Source organism: Mesorhizobium sp. P2_H9, assembly GCF_056403215.1.
In genome coordinates this window covers 142,184-163,224 of record NZ_JBFUFX010000015.1, presented here as the reverse complement: position 1 = coordinate 163,224, position 21,041 = coordinate 142,184, and the positions used below count along the sequence as shown (strand labels likewise).

The 21,041-nt window shown below is 63.7% G+C and carries 19 protein-coding genes; 10 read left to right on the top strand and 9 right to left on the bottom strand.

Annotation, left to right across the window (positions count from 1 at the left end):
• Positions 1-37: 37 nt before the first annotated feature.
• Complete coding sequence (cbiB, locus tag AC1DXN_RS25950; RefSeq protein WP_477276929.1) at positions 38-1,015, bottom strand: adenosylcobinamide-phosphate synthase CbiB; 978 nt, start codon at positions 1,013-1,015, stop codon at positions 38-40.
• On the opposite strand from cbiB, the gene cobD reads away from it, so the two are divergent.
• Together cobD and AC1DXN_RS25940 are read left to right on the top strand one after the other, a co-directional pair.
• Positions 1,014-2,069 carry a threonine-phosphate decarboxylase CobD gene (gene cobD, locus AC1DXN_RS25945; protein WP_477277267.1) on the top strand — a complete coding sequence of 352 codons (1,056 nt, stop codon included), beginning with the start codon at positions 1,014-1,016 and terminating at the stop codon, positions 2,067-2,069. The two genes, cbiB and cobD, sit on opposite strands and share 2 nt — an antisense overlap.
• Positions 2,069-2,578, top strand: coding sequence for a tyrosine phosphatase family protein (locus AC1DXN_RS25940; RefSeq protein ID WP_477277265.1), 510 nt, complete (start codon positions 2,069-2,071; stop codon positions 2,576-2,578). Before cobD ends, AC1DXN_RS25940 begins: the two co-directional genes overlap by 1 nt.
• 217 nt (positions 2,579-2,795) lie before the next feature.
• On the opposite strand, the gene AC1DXN_RS25935 is transcribed toward AC1DXN_RS25940, so the two are convergent.
• Together AC1DXN_RS25935 and AC1DXN_RS25930 are read right to left on the bottom strand one after the other, a co-directional pair.
• The gene (locus tag AC1DXN_RS25935) at positions 2,796-3,599 is read right to left on the bottom strand and encodes a creatininase family protein (protein WP_477276927.1); all 804 of its coding nucleotides are present in this window, start codon (positions 3,597-3,599) and stop codon (positions 2,796-2,798) included.
• A 55-nt stretch (positions 3,600-3,654) separates the two neighbouring features.
• The gene (locus AC1DXN_RS25930; protein ID WP_477276926.1) at positions 3,655-4,038 is read right to left on the bottom strand and encodes a RidA family protein; all 384 of its coding nucleotides are present in this window, start codon (positions 4,036-4,038) and stop codon (positions 3,655-3,657) included.
• A gap of 253 nt (positions 4,039-4,291) precedes the next feature.
• Between AC1DXN_RS25930 and AC1DXN_RS25925 the strand changes: the two genes are divergently transcribed.
• The 7 genes from AC1DXN_RS25925 to AC1DXN_RS25895 are packed head-to-tail and all read left to right on the top strand — an operon-like array spanning position 4,292 to position 10,860.
• A complete protein-coding gene (locus tag AC1DXN_RS25925; RefSeq protein ID WP_477276924.1) occupies positions 4,292-5,296 on the top strand; it encodes an ABC transporter substrate-binding protein in 1,005 nt (334 codons plus the stop codon).
• A 15-nt stretch (positions 5,297-5,311) separates the two neighbouring features.
• Complete coding sequence (locus AC1DXN_RS25920; RefSeq protein ID WP_477244979.1) at positions 5,312-6,142, top strand: ABC transporter ATP-binding protein; 831 nt, start codon at positions 5,312-5,314, stop codon at positions 6,140-6,142.
• Entirely contained in the window at positions 6,129-6,980 is an 852-nt protein-coding gene (locus tag AC1DXN_RS25915) for an ABC transporter permease (RefSeq protein WP_477244981.1), read from the top strand. Before AC1DXN_RS25920 ends, AC1DXN_RS25915 begins: the two co-directional genes overlap by 14 nt.
• Position 6,981: 1 nt before the next feature.
• Complete coding sequence (locus tag AC1DXN_RS25910; protein WP_477276922.1) at positions 6,982-8,295, top strand: cytosine deaminase; 1,314 nt, start codon at positions 6,982-6,984, stop codon at positions 8,293-8,295.
• Complete coding sequence (locus AC1DXN_RS25905; protein ID WP_477277263.1) at positions 8,295-9,692, top strand: FAD-binding oxidoreductase; 1,398 nt, start codon at positions 8,295-8,297, stop codon at positions 9,690-9,692. Before AC1DXN_RS25910 ends, AC1DXN_RS25905 begins: the two co-directional genes overlap by 1 nt.
• On the top strand, positions 9,692-10,273 hold the full coding sequence (locus AC1DXN_RS25900) for an NAD(P)H-dependent oxidoreductase (RefSeq protein ID WP_477276920.1): 582 nt from the start codon (positions 9,692-9,694) through the stop codon (positions 10,271-10,273). The genes AC1DXN_RS25905 and AC1DXN_RS25900 overlap by 1 nt, the downstream gene beginning before the upstream one ends.
• On the top strand, positions 10,273-10,860 hold the full coding sequence (locus AC1DXN_RS25895; RefSeq protein ID WP_477276918.1) for an NAD(P)H-dependent oxidoreductase: 588 nt from the start codon (positions 10,273-10,275) through the stop codon (positions 10,858-10,860). Before AC1DXN_RS25900 ends, AC1DXN_RS25895 begins: the two co-directional genes overlap by 1 nt.
• Positions 10,861-11,029: 169 nt before the next feature.
• Here the strand turns inward: AC1DXN_RS25895 and AC1DXN_RS25890 are convergent, their stop codons facing one another.
• From AC1DXN_RS25890 to AC1DXN_RS25870, 5 genes are read right to left on the bottom strand one after another with little or no spacing between them, the layout of a single operon-like run.
• Positions 11,030-13,480 carry a GcvT family protein gene (locus AC1DXN_RS25890; RefSeq protein ID WP_477276916.1) on the bottom strand — a complete coding sequence of 817 codons (2,451 nt, stop codon included), beginning with the start codon at positions 13,478-13,480 and terminating at the stop codon, positions 11,030-11,032.
• Positions 13,477-14,658, bottom strand: a complete 1,182-nt coding sequence (locus AC1DXN_RS25885) for a pyridoxal phosphate-dependent aminotransferase (protein ID WP_477276914.1) — start codon at positions 14,656-14,658, stop codon at positions 13,477-13,479. Before AC1DXN_RS25885 ends, AC1DXN_RS25890 begins: the two co-directional genes overlap by 4 nt.
• Positions 14,658-15,557: a homocysteine S-methyltransferase family protein gene (locus AC1DXN_RS25880; protein ID WP_477276912.1), complete on the bottom strand. Its 900-nt coding sequence runs from the start codon at positions 15,555-15,557 to the stop codon at positions 14,658-14,660. The genes AC1DXN_RS25885 and AC1DXN_RS25880 overlap by 1 nt, the downstream gene beginning before the upstream one ends.
• Complete coding sequence (locus AC1DXN_RS25875) at positions 15,554-18,007, bottom strand: GcvT family protein (protein ID WP_477276910.1); 2,454 nt, start codon at positions 18,005-18,007, stop codon at positions 15,554-15,556. The genes AC1DXN_RS25880 and AC1DXN_RS25875 overlap by 4 nt, the downstream gene beginning before the upstream one ends.
• A 16-nt stretch (positions 18,008-18,023) precedes the next feature.
• Positions 18,024-18,566 (bottom strand): helix-turn-helix domain-containing protein, encoded by a 543-nt coding sequence (locus tag AC1DXN_RS25870; RefSeq protein WP_477421716.1) that lies wholly within the window; start codon positions 18,564-18,566, stop codon positions 18,024-18,026.
• A 288-nt stretch (positions 18,567-18,854) separates the two neighbouring features.
• Here AC1DXN_RS25870 and AC1DXN_RS25865 point away from each other — a divergent pair, with 288 nt between their 5' ends.
• Entirely contained in the window at positions 18,855-19,559 is a 705-nt protein-coding gene (locus AC1DXN_RS25865) for a nitroreductase (protein ID WP_477276906.1), read from the top strand.
• Between the two features lie 21 nt (positions 19,560-19,580).
• On the opposite strand, the gene AC1DXN_RS25860 is transcribed toward AC1DXN_RS25865, so the two are convergent.
• Positions 19,581-21,023, bottom strand: coding sequence for an MFS transporter (locus AC1DXN_RS25860; protein WP_477276904.1), 1,443 nt, complete (start codon positions 21,021-21,023; stop codon positions 19,581-19,583).
• Positions 21,024-21,041: the final 18 nt, after the last annotated feature.

The following is a 21,041-nucleotide window of genomic DNA, read 5'->3' as shown; positions in this document are numbered from 1 at the left end:
GATCGACCCTCCCCACAAGGGGGAGGGTAAGAACCGCTCAAAACGTCACCGCGATCAGCGCCGCCGACAGCAACCCGAACAGCGCGATCAGCAGATAATCCGCCACCTGGTAGAGTTTCAGTGCCCGCCTGATGTCGAGGCTCTCGGCTTCGCGGCGGCCGCCTTCGCCCATGAGCGAATCTTCGACGATGACACCGCCATAGCTGCGCGGCCCAGCCAGTGCCAGGCCAAGCGCACCGGCCATCGCCGCTTCCGGCCAGCCGGCATTGGGCGAGCGATGCTTTTTCGCGTCGCGCCGCACCGCTTGCCAGGCATTGCGGGGATCGGCGTCGCGGACGAGAAAGGCGGCAGCAACGATCAGCAGCGCCGTCAGCCTCGAAGCCGGGAGGTTGATCCAGTCGTCGAAACGTGCCGCCGCCCGGCCGAAGGCCTCGTGGCGCGGGGTGCGGTGGCCGATCATCGAGTCGGCGGTGTTGGCGGCCTTGTAGGCGACGCCGCCGGCCAGGCCGCAAACGCCGGTCCAGAAGGCGGGCGCGACGATGCCGTCGGAAAAATTCTCGGCCAGGCTTTCGATTGCGGCGCGGGCAACGCCCGGTTTGTCGAGCTTTTCGGGATCGCGGCCGACAATGCGCGCCACAGCGATTCGACCCAGCGCCAGGCCGCCGGTGTCGAGTGCATCGGCCACCGCTTCGACATGCTCGGCCAGGCTCTTCTGCGACAGCAGCGACGTCGCCAGAATGGCGGTGATGACCATGCCGGTAGGAAATATCTGCCAGAGTACGATTTGCAGCACAAAGGCGATTGCCGCCGGCACCAGCACGATGACCAGCAACGCGAAGACACCTCGCCGGCGACGCAGCGCGTCGGAATCAGTGGCGCGGTTGAGCCTGCGGTCGAGAAAGGATATCAGCCTGCCGAACCAGGTGACGGGATGGCCGATGGCGCGGAACAGCCAGTCCGGGTAGCCCAGGGCACGTTCAATGGCCAATGACAGGAAGGCGATCAGGATCGACATGAAGCTTCTTGAAGGAGCGATTGCTGCCGTGGACCACGGCGGGAGCCTTGGCCGGGCGAGTGCGCTCTTCCCTCACGCGCCACAGCCTTTCGTCGACCTTTCGACAGGTATCAATCCGCACTCCTATCCGCTTTTTGAGCTGCCCGCCACCGCCCTGTCGCGATTGCCGGAAGCCGCGCGCGCCCGTGAACTGGCTAAGGTCGCGGCCGCGGCCTACGGCGCGCCGTCGGCAGCGCATGTCGTGCTGGCTCCCGGCACACAGATCTTGTTGCCGCGCGTTGCTTCGCTGGTCAGCCCCGGCAGGGCGCTGGTGCTCGGTCCGACCTATGCCGAACATGCTCGCGCAGCCGCGATCGCCGGCCATTCGGTCGCGGAAGTCGACGATTTCGAGGCTTTGGCCGGTGCCGACCTCGCCATCGTCGTCAATCCCAACAATCCGGACGGGCGCGTCATAGAGCGCGAAAGGCTGCTGCAACTTGCCGAGACATTGCGCGCCAAGGGCGGGCTGCTGGTCGTCGACGAGGCGTTCATGGATGTCGGTCCGCGCGCCGAGAGCCTGGCCGGCGATGTCGACCAGGGCGGCATCGTCGTGTTGCGCTCGTTCGGCAAGTTCTTTGGCCTCGCCGGCTTGCGGTTAGGTTTTGCGCTGGCCGATCCGCAGACGGTCGAACGGCTGGACGCGCAGTTCGGGCCGTGGGCGGTTGCCGGCCCGGCGCTCGAATACGGCATCCGGGCGCTCGCCGACAGCGGCTGGCAGACCGAGATGCGCGCGACACTCAAGGCTGAGGGGGAGCGGCTGGATGCCTTGTTCGGCCGCTTTGGCGTTCCGGTCGCCGGCGGCACCACGCTGTTCCGCTATCTAAGGCTGGCGGACGCAGCCGGCCTATTTTCGGCGCTTGGCGAGCGCGGAGTCCTGCTTCGCCATTTCACCGACCGGCCGCATCTGCTGCGCGCCGGACTGCCGGGAAGTCAGGAGGAATGGCAGCGGCTCGAATCCGCTCTTGCCGAGTGGGTGCACAAGCGCGACGCTGTCGCTGAGGAGATCGCGCGATGATGATCCATGTCTGTTCACTGGCAAAAGTCGATGAAACCGTAACGAAGACCGGCGCCGAGCGGCTGCTTTCCCTGCTGGCGGCGGGAACCGAAGTGGTGCGCCCAGCTTCGATCGTTCCGGAAAATCATCTGCATCTGGTCATGCACGACATTGCGGTGGCGCAGGAAGGCATGACCATGCCGGGCGAGGAGCATGTGCGCAATCTGCTCGATTTCGCCCGTCAATGGGATCGTGTGAAGCCGATGGTCGTGCATTGCTATGCCGGCATCAGCCGTTCGACCGCCTCGGCCTACATCATCGCCGCGGCGCTGTCGCCGAAGCGCGACGAGGTCGAGTTGGCGCAGACGCTGCGCGCGCTGTCGCCGTCTGCGACACCCAACCCGCGGCTGATCGCGGTCGCCGATGCGCTGCTGGACCGCAACGGCCGGATGGTTGAGGCGATCCACGCGATCGGGCGTGGCGCGGACGCGTTTGAAGGCACCCCCTTCGCACTGAGGATCGACGGCTAGGGCATGTCGATATTCAGGTGATGCCGGCCTGCGAACGATGGTTTTCTGCGCTTCCGGTGCTCACGTACCCAAATGTACGCTCCGCTCCCGCCTTCGCCGGCCGAAGCCCTCATAAGTGCCTTCGCTCTATGAAGAGCTACGGACGGCGTAGGCCGGTTCTCGAAATCCATCATTCTCAGCTCGGCCTGACCTGAATCTCAACATACCCTGGGGGTTGTTAGGCCAGCCAGTCGGAAAGCTTCGCCTTGCGCACATCCCGCAAGAGGCTGATGAAGCCGTCAGCTTGATGCTCTGATGTCAGCCGGCCCTTTTCGGCGGTGGCGATGCTGGCGTCGCCGACCACGCCGTTCGGGTTGAGGTCGCTGGCGATCCAGGCAAAGGCATGCGTTCCGGTGTGACGAAGCAGCGAAAATTCCTTTTCGGCGCGGGCGACATTCGAGACAAAATTGTCGGCCTTTGCCATGTCGACGAGGTCCGGGCGGAAATGCAGCATCAGCGAGGTCTCGACATCGCCGCCATGGATGCCGTGGCGGTCTTCAAGCTCGGTGAACATGCCGGCCGGGCGGCCAAAGCGCTGCCAGCTGGTCTTCACCGCCAGCATCTTTGCGCGCACCCTCAATTCGCGGGTGATGATGCCCATGATCTCCTCATTGCCGCCATGCGAGTTGACGACGATCAGCTTTCTCACCCCGGCGCGCGCGACCGACAGGCCAAGCTCGGTCCAGGCATCGACCAGGGTCGTCGCGGGCAAGGTGAGCGTGCCCGGTGCATGCAGGTGCTCGTTCGACTTGCCGACCGCCTGGACGGGCAGGATGCGGATGTCGAGATCGCCGGGCAGGCGGGCAATCACCGTTTCAAGCATGCCGTTCATGATCGAGGTGTCGGTCGAAACCGGCAGATGCGGACCGTGCTGCTCGATCGCCGCCACCGGCAGGACGGCGATCGTCGCCTCCGGGTCGATCGTGGCGTATTCGGTGGTTCGATAGTCGCCCCACCACACGCGTCTCTTCGCAACGGTCATGTCATGCCTTTCAAATGGACGGGCCAGACTTAGAGCGGGAAGGGCGGCCTGTCGATCACCCCGCCGCCAGCACCTCGACCTCGACCTTGAATTCCGGCCGGGCGAAGCCGGAAACGACGATCAGTGTCGAGGCCGGGGCCGGCTCGGAGAACAGCCTGTTGCGGACGTCCATATAGGGCTGCAGATAGGCGCGGTCGATGACGAAAGCGTTGACGCGCACGATGTCCTTCAGCCCCAATCCCGCTTCGCCCAGAATGGCTGCCACGTTCTTGAAGCAAAGCTCGGTCTGGGCGCCTGCATCTTCCGGAACGAGATCGTCCGCGCTGATACCGAGCTGGCCCGAGCACAGGACCAGACGCTTTCCTGATGGCACCTCGACGCCGTGGCTGTAGCGGGCAAAGGGCGGTTTGATCGACTTTGGTTTGAGAAATTTGAACATGGCAATCTCCGATCTGCCGCCACCTAAGACCGGATCGATTGCACCTTCAAGACGCAGTGCATGGCATTGGCGCGATTGTGGACAGGCGTCCAAAAAATAGGCACCATGCCTCCCGTACAGCATGACCCGTCCGTCCTTCGCGCGCGACTGTTGCGCAAGCGCGGGGTCCCGGCGGTGGCATGTGTCTTGCTTCTTGAACCAATGGTGTCGAGCCCGGCGCGGAGCGCGCCGGAGCAAACAGAGGGTGGTGTTAATGTACGGAAAACTGACGGTTTCGGCGGCGGCGATCGCCATGCTGGCTTCGAGCGCGCTGAGCGCAGCAGCAAACGAAAAGGTGACGTTCGGCACCAACTGGCTAGCTGAGCCAGAGCATGGCGGCTACTACCAGGCCGTGGCCGATGGCACCTATGCCGCGTGCGGCCTCGACGTGACCATCATGCAGGGCGGCCCGCAGGTCAGTGGCCGGCCACTGCTGCTCGCCGGCAAGATCGATTTCTACATGGGCGGCAATCTTTTGTCGGCCTTCGATGCCGTCCAGCAGGACATTCCGATGCGCGTGGTGGCGGCGGATTTTCAGAAGGATCCGCAGGTCATCATGTCCCAACCCGGTCAGGGCCTGGACAAGTGGGAGGATTTGAAGACCGCCGACCAGTACATCCTCGGCGATGAGGGCGTGCAGACCTTCTTCCAGTGGATGGTGACGGAACTCGGCTTCGACGCCGCCAAGCGCGTGCCCTACACCTTCAACTCCGCGCCCTTCATCGCCAACAAGAAGTCGATCCAGCAGGGCTACGTCACCTCTGAGCCGTTCGCGGTCCAGAAAGAGGGTGGTTTCCTGCCGAACCAGTTCCTGCTGGCCGACTACGGCTGGGACACCTATGCAACCACGGTCGAGACCATGCAGGCCACGATCGACAAGCGGCCGGAGGTGGTGCAGTGCTTCGTCGATGGCTCGGCCAAGGGCTGGTACAACTACCTCTACGGCGACAACAAGGCCGCCAACGAAATGATCAAGAAAGACAATCCCGACATGACGGATGCGCAGATCGCCTTCTCGATCGAGCAGCTGAAGAAGTTCGGCGTGGTCGATTCCGGCGACACGGAGAAGCTGGGCATCGGCGCCATGACCGACGCGCGCATCCAGAGCTTCTACGACAAGATGGTCAAGGCCAAGGTCACGCCGGCGGGCATCGATATCAAGAAGGCCTACACGCTTGCCTTCGTCAACAAGAGCGTCGGGCTGGAGCTGAAGAAGTAGGCCGGTCTGCCTGACATGATGCAGGAGAAAGTGGCGCAAGCGCCGGCAAGCACATCGGGAGAAAGCCCGATGTTGCTGGCATTGCGTGGCGTCGGCAAGGTTTTTTCCAACGGCGTGACGGCACTCAGCGACGTCAATCTGACGATCCGGGAAGGCGATTTTCTCAGCCTTCTCGGGCCGTCGGGCTGCGGCAAGTCGACGGCCTTGCGCCTGATTGCCGGCCTGTCGACGCCGACTTCCGGTGTGCTCGACTGGCGCGGCAGCGGCTCGCTTGACCGCTCGAACATCGGCTTCGTCTTTCAGGAGCCGACGCTGCTGCCCTGGGCGGATGTCTTCGACAATGTCTGGCTGCCGCTCAGGCTGAAAGGCGTGTCGCGGGCCAAGGCGGCGCCGGTGGTGATGGAGATGCTGGCGCGGGTTCATCTGACCGGTTTTGAGAATGCCGTGCCGCGCGAGCTTTCCGGCGGCATGAAGATGCGCGTCTCGATCGCCCGCGCCATGGTGACCAAGCCGCGGGTGCTCTTGATGGACGAGCCGTTCGCCGCACTCGACGAGATCACCCGTTTCAAGCTCAACAACGATCTTCTGGAATTGTGGCAGGACGAGCGTTTTACCGTCGTCTTCGTCACCCACAGCGTCTTCGAAAGCGTGTTCCTGTCCAACCGCGTCGTCGTTATGGCGGCGCGGCCGGGCCGGGTGTTCGGCGAGCTTGCCGTCGATGCGCCCTATCCGCGCGACGAGGTGTTTCGCACCTCGCCAGACTATGCCGCGCTCTGCCGCCAGGCCTCAGATGTCCTGGTACACGCCATCAACTCAACCGCCGGACCGCATCATGACGGCCATTGACCAACCTGCCGTGAACCTCGACCCGGAGGAGGCGCGCCGCGTGCGCGAGGAGCGCCTGGAACGGATCGGCAAGTGGCTGCTGCCGCTGGCGATCATGATCCTGGCGATCTGGTTGTGGGACCGTGTCTGCGTCTGGAACGAGATCCCGAAATATATCCTGCCGCGCCCGGGCGTGGTGCTGCAGACGCTTTTTGACGATGCCGGGTTGCTGTTCTCCTCGCTGCTGGTGACGCTCAAAATCACCTTCCTCAGCCTGGGGCTCGCCGTCATCGGCGGCGTCGGGCTGGCGGTGCTGTTTGCGCAATCAAAATGGGTGGAGATGTCGTTCTTCCCCTTTGCCATCGTGCTGCAGGTGACGCCGATCGTTGCCATCTTCCCGCTGATCAACATCTATGTCGACAACCAGACGACGAAACTGCTGCTGTGCGCCTGGATCGTCGCCTTCTTCCCGATCCTGTCCAACACCACGCTCGGCCTCAATTCCGTCGACCGCAATCTGCGCGACATGTTCAAGCTCAACGGCGCGACCCACTGGCAGCAATTGCGCTATCTCAGGCTGCCGGCGGCGATGCCCTATTTCCTCGGTGGACTGAAGATCGCCGGCGGCCTGTCGCTGATCGGCGCTGTGGTGGCCGAGTTCGTCGCCGGCGCTCAGGGACAGTCGTCGGGGCTTGCCTCGCGTATCATCGAGGCCGGCTACCGGCTCAACGCGCCGCGGCTGTTTGCGGCGCTGATCCTGATTTCATTTACCGGCATTCTGATCTTCCTGGTGCTGTCGCTGATTTCGCATCTGATCCTGCGGCGCTGGCACGAAAGTGCATTGAAGCAGGAGCGATAGCGTGCCGGAAGCGTTCAGCATTCCGCAGGACAGTTCCTATGTCCTCAGCAACGTCCGGCTTCATGCATCGCTGACGCCCGGACTTGCCGCAACTTTCGACACCGATGGATTTGCGCTGGCCGATATTTCCGTCGCCGACGGCAAGATTTCCAGCATCGTCGCGCATGGACGAGCGAAGGCTCCGGCGGGCGTTGACCTCGCCGGCCGCATCATCCTGCCGTGTTTCGTCGACTGCCACACGCATATCGACAAGGGTCATATCTGGCCGCGCAAGCCCAATCCCGACGGCACCTTCATGGGCGCGCTGAACGCCACCGGCGCCGACCGCTCGGCACGCTGGAGCGCCGAGGATGTCGCCCGCCGTATGGATTTTTCGCTGCGCTCAGCCTACGCGCACGGCACCAGGGCGCTGCGCACCCATCTCGACAGCGTGCCGCCACAGGAGGAGATTTCCTGGCCGGTGTTCGAGACCATGCGGGAAAAATGGCGCGGCCGCATCGAGCTGCAGGCAGCCTGCCTGCTCGGCATCGAAGGCGTGCGCGACAGAAAATGGTTCGAGAGACTGGCCAAGCGGGTGGCGGCGGCCAAGGGCGTGCTCGGCGTCGTCACCTATATGGTGCCGGATCTGGAAGAGCTTCTCGACCAGGTGTTTGCGCAAGCGATCAAACATGGCCTCGACCTCGATTTCCATGCCGACGAGACCGACGATGTCGCAGCGATCTCGCTGAAGAAGATTGCTGAGGCAGCTCTGTGGAACGGTTTTGAGGGCAATATCCTTGTGGGACATTGCTGCTCTCTGGCTCGCCAGCCTGACCTCGATGTGCTCGACACGCTGGACAAGGTGGCGAAGGCCGGGCTCGCCGTGGTGTCGCTGCCGATGTGCAATCTCTATCTGCAGGACCGGCGAGCCGACAACACCACGCCGCGCTGGCGCGGCGTGACGCTGCTGCACGAAATGAAGGCGAGGGGCATTTCGGTTGCGGTTGCCTCGGACAACACGCGCGATCCGTTCTACGCCTATGGCGACCTCGACATGCTGGAAGTCTACCGCATGGCGACGCGCATCCTGCATTTCGATCATCCGGTCGCCGACTGGCCGCAAGCGGTGACCGCGACGCCTGCCAAAGTGATGCGGCTCGATGGTTTTGGTACGCTTGCTTCTGGCGGTGCCGCCGATTTCGTCGTCTTCAAGGGGCGGAGCTGGACGGAATTGCTGTCGCGGCCCGAATCGGATCGCATCGTTGTGCGCGACGGGCTGGCGATCGACCGTAAGCTGCCCGACTATGCCGAACTCGACGATTTGATGGTGACATGATGGATGTTTCGGCGCTCAAGCGTGACCTCGAAGGTCTGAAGCTCGACGACCATCCGGCGATCGTCCAACAGAAAAGCCGCGACTTCTACTGGTACAGCCCGGTGCTGAAGCAGCAGCTCGACCATGTCACCGGCGACCTGATCGTGACGCCGAAATCGGAAGACGAGGTCATCCGCGTGCTCGCCGCCTGCCATCGCCATGGCATTCCGGTGACGCCGCGCGGCAGCGGCACCGGCAATTACGGGCAAGCCATGCCGCTGTCGGGCGGCGTCGTGCTCAACCTTGCTGAGATGAACACGGTCAAGACGATCGCGTCCGGCCGCGTCGTCACCGGGCCAGGTGCTGTTCTCGCCGACATCGACAAGGCTTCGCGCGCGCATTCCGGGCAGGAGCTGCGCATGTCGCCATCGACCTACAACACGGCGTCGATCGGCGGTTTCGTCGCCGGCGGTTCAGGTGGCATCGGTTCGATCCGCTGGGGAGGCTTGCGCGATCTCGGCAATGTCATCCGGCTGCGCACCGTGACGATGGAGGCGGAGCCGCGCGTCATGGACCTGACCGGCGAGGACGTGCTGAAAGTGATGCACGCCTATGGCACCAACGGCATCATCACCGAAGTCGAGATGCCGCTGACGGCCAGCTATGGCTGGATCGACGTGATTGTCGGCTTCGACGATTTCATGGATGCTGCCGGCTTCGGCAATGATCTCGCCATCCAGGACGGCATACTGGCGAAGCTGATCACGCCGATCGCCGCACCCATCCCTTACGACTATTTCAAGCGGCACCAGAAATTCTTTCGGCGCGAGCAGAGCATCGTGGTGTGCATGATCGCGCCGCATGCGATGGACGCCTTTGTCGCCCTGACGGCACACAGCAAGGGCGAGATCGTCTTTCGTGCCGACAAGGAGGCCGATCTCAAGGGATTGCCGCCGGCCTATGAATTGACCTGGAACCACACGACGCTGCGCGCCATCAGGGTCGATCCAACAATTACCTATCTGCAGACGCGCTACCCGTCGCCGGACCATCTCGGACACGTCAAGGCGATGGTCGATCGTTTTGGCGACGAGGTGCCGGCGCATCTCGAATTCATCCGCTTCGACGGCGCGATCGGCGCCGCCGGGCTGCCGCTGGTGCGCTTCACCACGGCGGAGCGGCTCGACGAGATCATCCGCATCCATGAGGACAATGGCTGCTGGATCTTCAACCCCCACCGCTACACGCTGGAGGAGGGCGGCATGAAGCAGACCGACGCGGTGCAGCTAGCCTTCAAGCGCGAGACCGATCCGCAAGGGCTTCTCAATCCCGGCAAGATGATCGCCTGGGAAAACCCTGACTACGACTACCGCTCAGGCAAGTCTTTCCTGTTCAAGGGTTTGCAAAAGGCAAGCTGATGAACATCCTGGTCCTCTACGCCCATCCGGTCGAGACCAGCTTCAATGCCGGCCTGCACCGGATGATCGTCGAGCGGCTGACGATGGCCGGCCATAGCGTCGACGATTGCGATCTCTATGCCGAGGGTTTCGATCCAAGCCTGACACGAAGTGAGCGGCTCGGCTATCACAACGCGCGCGGCACTGACGATGCAGCAGCGCCCTATGTCGAGCGCTTGCTGAGGGCCGAGGCGCTGGTGCTGTCATACCCGGTGTGGAATTTCGGTTTTCCGGCAATGCTGAAGGGCTTTCTCGACCGCGTTTTTCTGCCCGGCGTGTCGTTCCGGCTGGTCAACGGCAAGGTGCAGCCGTCGCTGCACAACATTCGCAAGCTGGCGGCTGTCACCACCTATGGCGGCAGCCGCTTCCGTGCCATGCTGATGGGCGATCCGCCGCGCAAGCTGGTCAACCGCATGCTGCGCGCCACCATCAAGCCCGGTGCCTCCGTGTCCTACCTCGCGCATTATTCGATGAACCTGTCGACCGACGACACACGCAAAGCCTTCATGGCCAAGGTCGCGGCCAGGATGGATGCGTTCTGATGCGCGTGCTGGTGGTCTATTGCCATCCGGTGCCCGAGAGCTTTTGCGCGTCGATCCGCGACAGCGCTATAGACGTGCTGACCCGAAGAGGCTGGGAGGTTCGGCTGCTCGACCTTTACGCTGAAAACTTCAACCCGGTCATGGGCTGCGACGAGCGGCGTTTCTACAATGACCGTGCCCCTGCGGATCCGGCGCTGAAGCCGCATTTCGAGCATCTCGCCTGGGCGCAGGCGATCCTCTTTGTCTATCCGACGTGGTGGTACGGGCTGCCGGCGATGCTCAAGGGGTGGCTCGACCGGGTGTGGGCAACGGATGTCGCCTTCAAGCTGCCGGCGGGCAAGGGGCGCATCAAGTCGCTGATGACGCATGTGACGAAGGTCGGCGTGATCACCACCTGCGGCGCGCCAACCTGGTGGAGCGTCGTCGTCGGCCAGCCCGGCCGCAAGACCATCCTGCGCGGCATGCGCGCTCTGTGCGCCACGCGCTGCCGGACGTTCTTCCTGGCGCATTATCTGATGGATGCCTCGACGCCGAAGAGCAGGGCGGCGTTTCTGGCGAAAGTGCGGGCGAAGCTGGAGCGGTTTTGAGCTTCTTTACCCTCCCCCTTGTGGGGAGGGTCGCGCAGCAAATGCCGCAGGGCGGCATTTGCGAAGCGGGGTGGGGGTCTCATAGGGCGCTCCCCCACCCCGTCTCGCAATCTTCGCTTCGCTCCGACTGCGAGCCGACCCTCCCCACAAGGGGGAGGGTAAAAAAGCGCTACATCCTGACCCGCTCCGCCTTCGGATCGTACATCGGCTTCAGCGACGCCTCCGCCGCAAATCGCTCGCCGGCGATCTCGATCTCGTAAGACGAAGCCAGCACGTCCGCCTCGCTCTCACCCTTGCATGAGACGTAGCCGAGGCCGATGGCGCCACCGAGATGATGGCCGTAATTGCCCGAGGTGATGGGGCCGACGATCTTGCCGTCGCGCAGGATGGCTTCGTTGTGGAAGAGCAGGGGTTGCGGATCTTTCAGGCGGAACTGCACCAGCCGGCGATACAGGCCAGCTTCCTTCTTCCGCAGCACGGCGTCGCGGCCGAGGAAATCGCCCTTGGCCGTCTTGACCGCGAAGCCGAGGCCGGCCTCCAGAACATGGTCCTCGTCGGTGATGTCGTGGCCGAAATGGCGGAAGGCCTTTTCGATGCGGCAGGAATCCAGCGTGTGCAGGCCGCAGAGTTTCAGGCCGACATCCGCCCCCGCCTCGTCGATTGCTTCGAAGACATGGGCGGCCTGATCGGTCGATACATAGAGTTCCCAGCCGAGTTCGCCGACATAGGTGACGCGGTGGGCGCGGGCCAGGCCCATGCCGATTTCTATCTCCTGAAACGTGCCGAACGGATTGGTTTCGTTGGAGAAATCGTTCGGGCTCACCTTTTGAATCAGTTTCCTTGCGTCCGGACCCATCAGGCAGAGCACGCTTTCCGCCGCCGTCACGTCGGTGATGACGACGAACTCGTCGGCGAGATGTTTTCTCAACCAGGCGAGATCGCGCTGCAGCGTCGCGCCGGGCACGACGAGGAAGTAGGTGGTTTGCGACAGGCGCGAAACGGTGAGGTCGCTCTCGATGCCGCCACGCTTGTTGAGCATCTGGGTGTAAACGATCTTGCCCGGCGCCACGTCCATGTCGTTGGCGCACAGTCTTTGCAGGAAGGCACAGGCGTCGCGGCCCTCGACGCGGATCTTGCCGAAGGAGGTCATGTCGAACAGGCCGACGCCGTTGCGAACCGCCAGATGCTCCTCGCGCTGGTTGTCGAACCAGTTCTGCCGCTTCCAGGAGTAGCGGTACTCGCGTTCCTGTCCTTCCCGGGCGAACCAGTTGGCGCGCTCCCAGCCGGCGACTTCGCCGAACACGGCGCCACGCGCCTTGAGATGTTCATGCAGTGGCGAGCGCCTCACATTCCGCGAGGTCGCCATCTGCCGATAGGGGAAATGGTCGGCGTAGAGCAGGCCGAGCGTTTCGGAGACTCGTTCCTTGAGATAGCGGCGGTTCTTCTGGAACGGCTGGGCGCGGCGGATGTCGACTTCCCAGAGGTCGAAGGGGGCTTCGCCGTCATTGATCCACTGCGCCAGCGCCATGCCGGCGCCGCCGGACGAGACGATGCCGATCGAATTGTAGCCGGTCGCCATCCAGTAGCCGGACAGCTCCGGCGCTTCGCCGAGATAGTAGCGGTCGTCAGGCGTAAAACTCTCGGGGCCGTTGAAGAAGGTATGGATGCCGGCGCTGCCAAGCATCGGCATGCGGTTGACGCCCATTTCGAGGATCGGCTCGAAATGCTCGAAATCCTCGGGCAACTGATCGAAGCAAAAATCCTCGCGAATGCCGTCCATGCCCCAGGGTTTGGCCACCGGCTCGAAGGCGCCGAGCATCATCTTGCCAGCGTCTTCCTTGTAGTAGGCGCACTCGTCGGGCACGCGCAGCACCGGCAGGCGGGTGAGGCCGGGGATCGGCTCGGTGACGAGATAAAAGTGCTCGCAGGCATGTAGCGGGATGGTGACGCCGTTCTGGGCGCCCAGTTCACGCGCCCACATGCCGGCGCAGTTGACGACGATGTCGGCCTCGATCATGCCTTGCTCGTCGCCCTGCGCCCACGACACGCCGGTGACGCGGCCGTTCCTGGTGTGGACCTTGGTGACCTTGACGTTCTCGACGATGGTGGCGCCACGCTGGCGGGCGCCCTTGGCCAGCGCCATGGCGATGTTGGCGGGGTCGCATTGGCCGTCGAGCGGCAGATGGACGGCGCCGACCACATCGGACACATTGAGATGCGGGTACATCTGCTTGACTTCGTTGGGCGAAATCTCGCGCACGTCGACATCGAAGGCGCGGGCGAGCGAGGCCTGCCTATAGATCTCGTGCTTGCGTTCTTCGGTGAGCGCCACGGTGATCGAACCCACTTGGCGCACGCCGGTGCCGACTTCGGTTTCGGCCTCCAGCTTGACGTAGAGGTCGGCCGAATATTTCGCCAGCCGCGTCATGTTCTGCGAGCCGCGCAGCTGGCCGATCAGGCCGGCGGCGTGCCATGTCGTTCCCGAGGTCAGCTGCTTGCGTTCGAGCAGCACGATGTCGGTCCAGCCGAGCTTGGCCAGGTGATAGGCGACCGAGCAGCCGGAGACGCCGCCGCCGATGATGACGGCGCCCGCTTTGGTGGGGATGGGTTTGGCGGTCATGCGGCCTCTCGGCGGTAGCTGGAGGCGAAGCGGCGCAAGCGAAGCGCTGCTTCCTGCAAGACGGCCTCAGGCTGGCAGAGGCTGATTCGGATGTGGCCGGCGGCGGCCTCGCCGAAGCTTGAGCCGGGCATGACGCCGACCTTTTCCGCGTCGAGGAAAGCCCAGGCGAATTTCTCGTCGTCGGGTTCGACATCAGATATGTCGAGCATGACATACATGCCGCCTTCCGAGCCGCGCACGCTGACATTGTTCATGCCGCGCACGGCATCGAGCAGGATTGTGCGCCTTCCGGCATAGCGTTCGGCGATCTCCTTGACGCCGTAGCCGTTTTCGAGCGCCTCGGCGCAAGCCAGGCTGATGAAGGCCGGCAGGCCATAGGTGGTCACCAGATTGAGATTGGTCAGCAGTGTAATCATCGCTTCGGGACCGGTCAGCCAGCCCATGCGCCAGCCGGTCATGCCGTGGCTCTTGGACATCGAGTTGATGACCAGCGTGCGCTCGGCCATGCCGGGCAGCGAGCGCGGTGAGACATGCTCGCCGCCGCCCAGCGTCCAGTAGACCTCGTCGGAGAGCAGCCAGAGGTCATGCTCCCGACAGATCTTCGCCAGTTCTTCCAAATGCTGGCGCGAATAGACCGCGCCCGTCGGGTTGTTCGGCGTGTTGATGAGAATGGCGCGGGTGTTGGGTCGCAGCGCTGCGCGGATATCGGCGGCTCGCGGCTGGAACCCGTCCTCGGCCGGTGTCTCGACCACGGTGAATTCTGCACCCGCCGCACTGAACGTGTTGGGGTAGGTGGCATAGTAGGGCGCGACCACGATGGCATGGTCGCCCTGGTCGAGAACGGCTTGCACCGCCGCGTAGAGCGCTGCCTGCCCACCCGGCGTGGCGATGACCTGGTCGGAATTCGTCGCGATGCCGGTGCATGCGCTCGAGGCCGCGGCCATGGCCTTGCGCAGGCGCGGAATGCCGGGAAGCGGTGTGTAATGGTGATTGCTGGCGCGAACCGCGGTCACGCAGGCCTCGATTGTCTGCGACGGCGTATCGAAATCGTGGTCGCCGATCGACAGCATGATGATGTCTTCGCCGGCCGCCTTGCGGGCCCAGGCGGCGGTATGGACCTCCCAGCCGTCCTTGCCCGAAGGCACGATGCCGGAAATGCGCGATGAGGGTCTGGGCATCAGGATACTCCCGAGATTTCGTAGCCGGCCTGTTCGAGCTGGTCGCGCAGGGCGGCGATATGGGCGGGTCCGACTTCGCAGCAGCCGCCGACGATGCCGGCGCCGGCTCCGACCCAGCCGAGCGCCTGTTCGGCATAGGCATCCGGACCAAGGTCGTGGCGGGCATGCAGCACATCGACGGTGCCGCCATGTTTGAGCGCTTCGGTGGAGGTGAAGCCGTTGGCATAGGCGCCGACCGGGCCGCCGAGATCGATCAGTTCGGGCAGGGCGGCAGCGATCGCTTCGGGCCGGCAGCAATTGACCAGACGTGCCGCAACCGGCAAGCCGTCGAGTGCGCTCGACGCTGCCGCTATCGTCTCGCCGCTGCGCAGGCGCGGCGTGCCGTGATCGGCGAGCGTCCAGGACACCCAGACCGGCTTGCCGCTTTCGGTTGCGGCGGTAACGGCGGCGCGGCCTTCCTCGGCTGAGGCCATGGTCTCGCACAGGAACAGGTCGACGCCATCCGCCTGCTCGGCGACGATGCGGCGATAGATGTCGAGCGTGTCCTGATAGGAAATGGTCAGCGCCGGCGCATAGCTACCGAACAGCGGTGACAGGCAGCCGGCGATCGCCGTATCACCGGCCTTGTCGCGCGCCTGCTTCGCCAATTCGATGCCACGCTTCTGCAATGGCTTGAACAGGTCTTCGGCTCCTTCCCGCGCCAGCCGCTCCGGCGTCGCCGAATAGGTGTTGATGGTGATGACGCGGGCGCCGGCGCGGATGAATTCGGCATGCAGGTCGCGCACCAGATCCGGCTCGTCGATCAGCACCCTGGCCGACCATAGCGGCGTCGGTTCGGAGCTGCTGCGGCGCACCAGTTCCTGGCCCATGCCACCATCGGTGAGGATGACTTTTTTCATGCTCTCAATCTTTCGTTTTTTGGATCCCACAGCGGTTCGTCTTTTTGCACGATTGCCCGAAAACGCTCGCCGAAGATTTCGATCTCGATTGCCGTGCCCGGTTCGGCGAGGTCGGCGCGCAGCATGCCGAGCGCGATTGATTTGTCGATGCGATGACCCCAGCCGCCGGACGTCGTCTCGCCGACGATCTTGCCGTCATGCCACAGCGTCGACACCGAAGGCGCGTCGCAATCGCCTGGGTTTTCGACAACAAGTGTGACGAAGCGCTTCTTTACGCCTTGCTGTTTCTCGTTCAGCAGCGCCGCCTTGCCCGGGAAATCGGGTTTGTCCCATTTGACGAAGCGTTCCAGCCCGCCCTGCAGGATCGAATAGTCGGTCGAAAGATCGCCCTTCCAGGTGCGGTAGCCCTTTTCGAGCCGCAGCGAATCCAGCGCGTACATGCCGAATGGTTTTAGCCCATGTTTCTGGCCTGCGGCCCAGACGGCGTCGAAGACGACCGATGTGTCGTCCACCCTGGTGTGGATTTCCCAGCCGAGTTCGCCGGCGAAGGAGACGCGCACCAGCTTGGCCCAGCGGCCGGCGATTGTCGTTTCCTGATGCGTCAGCCACGGCAAGGTGAGGTCGGCGGCGCAGACCTCTGCGAGGATTGTTCGCGAGTTGGGGCCGGCGAGGATCTGCGTGGAGAACTCTTCCGTGCGGTCGATCAGCTTGAACGAGGCGTCCTTCGGCATGCGCGACTTCAGCCACTCGAAATCGTGCCATTGAGCCACCGCGGCGGTGATCAGCGTCATCAGGTTCTCGTCGTGGCGAACGACGGACATTTCGGTGACGATGCGGCCCTTGTCGTCGGCAAAGTAGATAAGGCCGATGCGGCCGGGCTTTGGCACCAGGCCGGTCACCTGTTGGCTCAGCCATTCGGCGGCACCCGGACCGTCGAGGTTGAAGCGGGAGAAGCCCGGCAGGTCGAGAATGCCGGCGGCATCGCGCACGGCCAGGCACTCTTCGCGCACGCGATGCTGCCATGGTCCATTGCGGCGGAAGGTGAGCGTCGCTTCTTCCGAAATGTCATCGCCATCCTTCGCGTACCAGGTGGCGCGCTCCCAGCCATTGTAGGCGTCGAAGCGGCCGCCGAGCGCCTTGATGCGATCGTGGATCGGCGACAGTTTGCGGTCGCGCCCCGCCGGCCAGGCATGGCGCGGAAACTGGATGGCGTATTCGTTGCCGTAGATCTCCATGCCCTTGGCGACGCAATAGTCGGGGGCCGCGGCAAAAGAGGTGAAGCGGCGTGGATCGCAGGACCACATGTCCCATTCGGTCTGGCCTTGCGTCACCCATTCGGCCAGCACCTTGCCGGCGCCGCCGCCCTGCGCGATGCCGAAGGTGAAGACGCAGGCCTCGAAGGCATTGGGAACGCCGGGCATCGGCCCGATCAGCGGGTTGCCGTCCGGCGTGTAAGGAATCGGGCCGTTGATGATTTTGGACAGGCCGGCGGTGCCGAGGATCGGCACGCGGGCGACGGCATCGGCGAGATAGTGCTCGAGACGGTCGAGATCGTCCGGGAACAGCTGGAACGAAAAATCGTCGGGCATCGGGTCGTTGTGGCCAACCCAGTGCGCACGGCAGTTGCGCTCATAGGGGCCGAGATTCATCCCATTCTTTTCCTGGCGCAAATAGTAGGAGGTGTCGACGTCGCGCAGCAGCGGCAGTTTCTTGCCTTGCTCCTTCGACCATGCCGCCAGTTCGGGGATTTCCTCGAACAGAATATACTGGTGGCTCATCACCATCATCGGCACGTCGCGGCCGAACATCTTGCCGACTTCGGCGGCGCGGTAGCCGGCGGCGTTGACGACGATCTCGCAGCGGATCTCGCCTTGCGCTGTTTCGACCACCCATTCGTCGTTGTCGCGGCGCACGCCAGTGACCGGGCAGAAGCGGATGATCTTGGCGCCCATGTCGCGCGCGCCCTTGGCCAGCGCCTGCGTCAATTGCGCCGGGTCGATGTCGCCGTCATTGGGATCGTAGAGCGCACCCTTCAATTCATGCGTTTCGAGAAAGGGGTAGTGGCGCTTGATCTCGTCGAGCCCGACGACATCGATGTCCATGCCCTGATAGCGGCCCATGCCCTTGGCGCGCTGGAATTCCTGCATGCGCTCGGTCGTATGGGCGAGCCTGAGCGAGCCGGTGACGTGGTAGTTCATGGGATAGTCGACCGCGTCGGCGAGCCCCCGGTAAAGCTCGGTCGAATAGCGCTGCATGTTCATCAGCGACCATGACGAAGAGAAGGTCGGCACATTGCCGGCGGCGTGCCAGGTCGAGCCGGAGGTCAGCTCGTTCTTTTCCAGAAGCACGCAGTCGGTCCAGCCCGCCTTGGCGAGATGGTAGAGCGAGGAGGTGCCGACGGCACCGCCTCCGATGATCACCACGCGTGCCGTGCTCGGCAAACCGGCCATATTGGAACCCCCTCGTTCAATAGACAGGCGGCGAAACCACCCAGATGATCACTGCCGGCTCGGTGCCGGGATTGCGCCAGCGGTACGGCTTGCGCTCGAAGCGAAAGGAGTCGCCTTCGACAAGCCGGTGCCAGACGCCTGCTATCTCGATCTCGAAAATGCCCGATGCGACATAGCCGGCCTCCTCGGTCGGCCGTAGCTGCTGGGACTTCAGTTCCGCGCCTGGCGCGAAGATCGAGCGCACCATCTCGAAACTACCGCCGAGATCGGGCGACAGAAGCTCCTCCACCAGGCCGGATTCGCTTGTGCCAAGCGTGCGCCGGCTGCCGGCGCGCACGACAACGCCGCGCTCCTTCTCGACCGGCACGTCGTGGCTGAAGAACAGGCTGAGCGGCACGCCGAACAGGTCGGCGAAGGCCCTGAGATCGCCGAGCGAGGGGATCGACAGGCCGCGCTCGACCTGGCTGACCCAGCCCACCGAGCGGCCAAGCTTGAGGCCGATCTCGGCCAGCGTCAGCCCGCGCGCCTTGCGCAGCGCCCGAATGTCGCTCGCCAGCAGGCGCTCGTCAGGTCCCTGCAATGTTCTGGCGGTAGCTGGGGGCAAAACGCTCACTTGATGAAAATTTGGAAGTGAATTTCATGAGAAAGCACACCCGTGAAAAAATCAAGAGGATTTTCATGAGAGGCCACAAGATTTGCTTGCGCGATTTTGGCGGTTCATGCAAAGGCTCGCCCCACGAACGGCGAGTGTGGGGTCGTCCGGTCGGCGGCCAATGTTTGGAATCTGCGCATGATCTTTTCCGGAGGCCGGTGCGGTTTTCGGGGCGCATGCGCAAAGGGACGGCCCATGCTGGAGAATGACACACGGATTGCTGAGGATGCGGCGATCGTCGACGAGGCGATCATGTCGCGCCGTTCGGTGCGCGCCTTCCTGCCCGACATGGTCGACGACGAGACGATCCGCGCCATTCTGGCCGTCGCCGCACGCGCGCCTTCAGGCACCAACATGCAGCCCTGGCGGGTCTATGTCACCAAGGGCGATATCAAGCAGCAGATATCAGACGCCATCCTCAATTCCGGCATCCGCGCCGAGAAGGCCGATTGGGACGAGTATCGCTATTACCCGACCCAGTTCTTCGAGCCCTATCTCACCCGCCGGCGCGCCAATGGTTTTGGGCTCTATGGAGCGCTCGGCATCGGCCGCCGCGAGGTCGACAAGATGCGCGCCCAGCACGACCGCAACTTCGTCTTCTTCGACGCGCCGGTCGGCATGATCTTCACCATCGACCGGCGGCTGAACCAGGGCTCGTGGATCGACTACGGCATGTTCCTGCAAAACATCATGGTGGCGGCGCGGGGCAGGGGTCTGCACACCTGTCCGCAGGCGGCCTTTGCGCCTTATCACCGGCAGATCAGGCCGGTGCTCAACATCCCCGACGAGGAGATCGTGGTCTGCGGCATGGCGCTCGGCCATGAGGACACGTCCAAACCCGAAAACGATTTTCGCACCGACCGCGTGCCGCTGGAAGAGTGGGTGACGTTCAGCGAATAACACCACTACGGTCCGGCTGGGCTATTCCACGCTCACTGGCGAGCGATGGCCGCTGACATGGGCGCCGTCCTGCGGCGTCAGCCGGAGATAGGCAAACAGCGCGCACAGCGTGATGACGCCTTCGATGACGAACAGGATGCGGAAGTCGTTGACGCTGGCATGGCCGCCGCCAGCCAGGAGCGACAGCACGGCGGCCGCCAGACCGACGCTGATCGCCACCGCCAGCTGCCACAGTATGTAATAGAGCGCGCTGAAGCGGGCGAGCTGCTCGGGTGCGATGTCCGAGTAGGAGAGGTTACCGGTCGAGGCCCATTGCGCCGAGCGGAAGACGCCGAAGATGAATATATAGGCGAGCACGATCCAGACCGGCGTGGTTGCCTGCATCAGGGCAAAGCCGGCGACCAGGCAAGCGACAACTGGCGTGTTGAAGACCAGCACGCGACGGAAGCCGAAGCGGTTGAGAACCCGCGGCATGAAGAGGCGAGTCAGCAACGAGCCGATCGCAGCGACGAAAGTCAGCGATCCCGCCTGCACGGCGCTCATGCCGAAACCGAGCTGGAACATCAGCGGCAGCAGGAAGACGACGGAACTGAGGCCGATCGTGTCCAATCCGCCGCCGGTCAGGAAGCTGACGCGGAAGGTGCGGATGCGAAGCAATTTGAGATCGAGCAGTGGATTGCGGGCTCGCAAGCAATAGAAAGAGGCGACGGCGAGGATGGCGATGGCCAGGCCAAGTTCAGCGGCGATCATGCCGCCGCCGGCATCTCTTGCAGCAAGCGAGTCCATGCCGAAGACGAGCAGCGCCATGCCGCTGCCAACAAGGGCAAAGCCCGGGAAATCGAAGGGCGTGCGAACCGCTTTCGTGGTCGAGGGGAACAGCGAGGCCGCAAGCAATGCGGCAATGAGCGCGAACGGCACGTTGATGAAGAAGATCCAGCGCCACGAGATGTAGGTGGTCAGCGCACCGCCCACGAGCGGACCGACCAGGGGCCCGGACTGGCCGGCCAGCGAGATGTACATATTGATCTTCAAAGTGCGGCTGCGCGGAAAGCTCTGCAGGATCACGACCTGGCCGAGCGTGCCCATCAGCGCGCCGCCGAACCCCTGCAAGGCGCGGGCGCCGACCAGCATCCAGATGTCTTCAGACAGACCGCACAAAGCCGAGGCCGCCGCGAAGACGAGCAAGGCAAAGCAGTAGACGTTGCGCAGGCCGAAGCGATCAGCGGCCCAGCCGCCGACCGGCATCGAGATGATCAGGCTGGCAACATAGACGGTGATCAGCAGGCCGAGCTGGCTGGGCGGCCGGGCGAGGCTCTCGCCGATGCCGGGCAGGGCGGTAACCACGACATTCTGGTCGAGGCTGGTCATGAACACGCCGCAGGCAACGGTAAGCGGCAACAGCAACGACAGCTCGCCCGCCGTGCCGATGCGGGTAGGGGCCGTCGCCGAGGTCTCTGCGGTCATGGAAGGGATGCGTACTGG

Excerpts from the sequence above, each read along its gene's own strand:
- cobD (WP_477277267.1), top strand. The coding sequence starts at position 1,014 with ATGAAGCTTCTTGAAGGAGCGATTGCTGCCGTGGACCACGGCGGGAGC.
- cbiB (WP_477276929.1), bottom strand. The coding sequence starts at position 1,015 with ATGTCGATCCTGATCGCCTTCCTGTCATTGGCCATTGAACGTGCCCTG.
- AC1DXN_RS25940 (WP_477277265.1), top strand. The coding sequence starts at position 2,069 with ATGATCCATGTCTGTTCACTGGCAAAAGTCGATGAAACCGTAACGAAG.
- AC1DXN_RS25935 (WP_477276927.1), bottom strand. The coding sequence starts at position 3,599 with ATGACCGTTGCGAAGAGACGCGTGTGGTGGGGCGACTATCGAACCACC.
- AC1DXN_RS25930 (WP_477276926.1), bottom strand. The coding sequence starts at position 4,038 with ATGTTCAAATTTCTCAAACCAAAGTCGATCAAACCGCCCTTTGCCCGC.
- AC1DXN_RS25925 (WP_477276924.1), top strand. The coding sequence starts at position 4,292 with ATGTACGGAAAACTGACGGTTTCGGCGGCGGCGATCGCCATGCTGGCT.
- AC1DXN_RS25920 (WP_477244979.1), top strand. The coding sequence starts at position 5,312 with ATGATGCAGGAGAAAGTGGCGCAAGCGCCGGCAAGCACATCGGGAGAA.
- AC1DXN_RS25915 (WP_477244981.1), top strand. The coding sequence starts at position 6,129 with ATGACGGCCATTGACCAACCTGCCGTGAACCTCGACCCGGAGGAGGCG.
- AC1DXN_RS25905 (WP_477277263.1), top strand. The coding sequence starts at position 8,295 with ATGGATGTTTCGGCGCTCAAGCGTGACCTCGAAGGTCTGAAGCTCGAC.
- AC1DXN_RS25900 (WP_477276920.1), top strand. The coding sequence starts at position 9,692 with ATGAACATCCTGGTCCTCTACGCCCATCCGGTCGAGACCAGCTTCAAT.
- AC1DXN_RS25895 (WP_477276918.1), top strand. The coding sequence starts at position 10,273 with ATGCGCGTGCTGGTGGTCTATTGCCATCCGGTGCCCGAGAGCTTTTGC.
- AC1DXN_RS25890 (WP_477276916.1), bottom strand. The coding sequence starts at position 13,480 with ATGACCGCCAAACCCATCCCCACCAAAGCGGGCGCCGTCATCATCGGC.
- AC1DXN_RS25885 (WP_477276914.1), bottom strand. The coding sequence starts at position 14,658 with ATGCCCAGACCCTCATCGCGCATTTCCGGCATCGTGCCTTCGGGCAAG.
- AC1DXN_RS25880 (WP_477276912.1), bottom strand. The coding sequence starts at position 15,557 with ATGAAAAAAGTCATCCTCACCGATGGTGGCATGGGCCAGGAACTGGTG.
- AC1DXN_RS25875 (WP_477276910.1), bottom strand. The coding sequence starts at position 18,007 with ATGGCCGGTTTGCCGAGCACGGCACGCGTGGTGATCATCGGAGGCGGT.
- AC1DXN_RS25865 (WP_477276906.1), top strand. The coding sequence starts at position 18,855 with ATGCTGGAGAATGACACACGGATTGCTGAGGATGCGGCGATCGTCGAC.
- AC1DXN_RS25860 (WP_477276904.1), bottom strand. The coding sequence starts at position 21,023 with ATGACCGCAGAGACCTCGGCGACGGCCCCTACCCGCATCGGCACGGCG.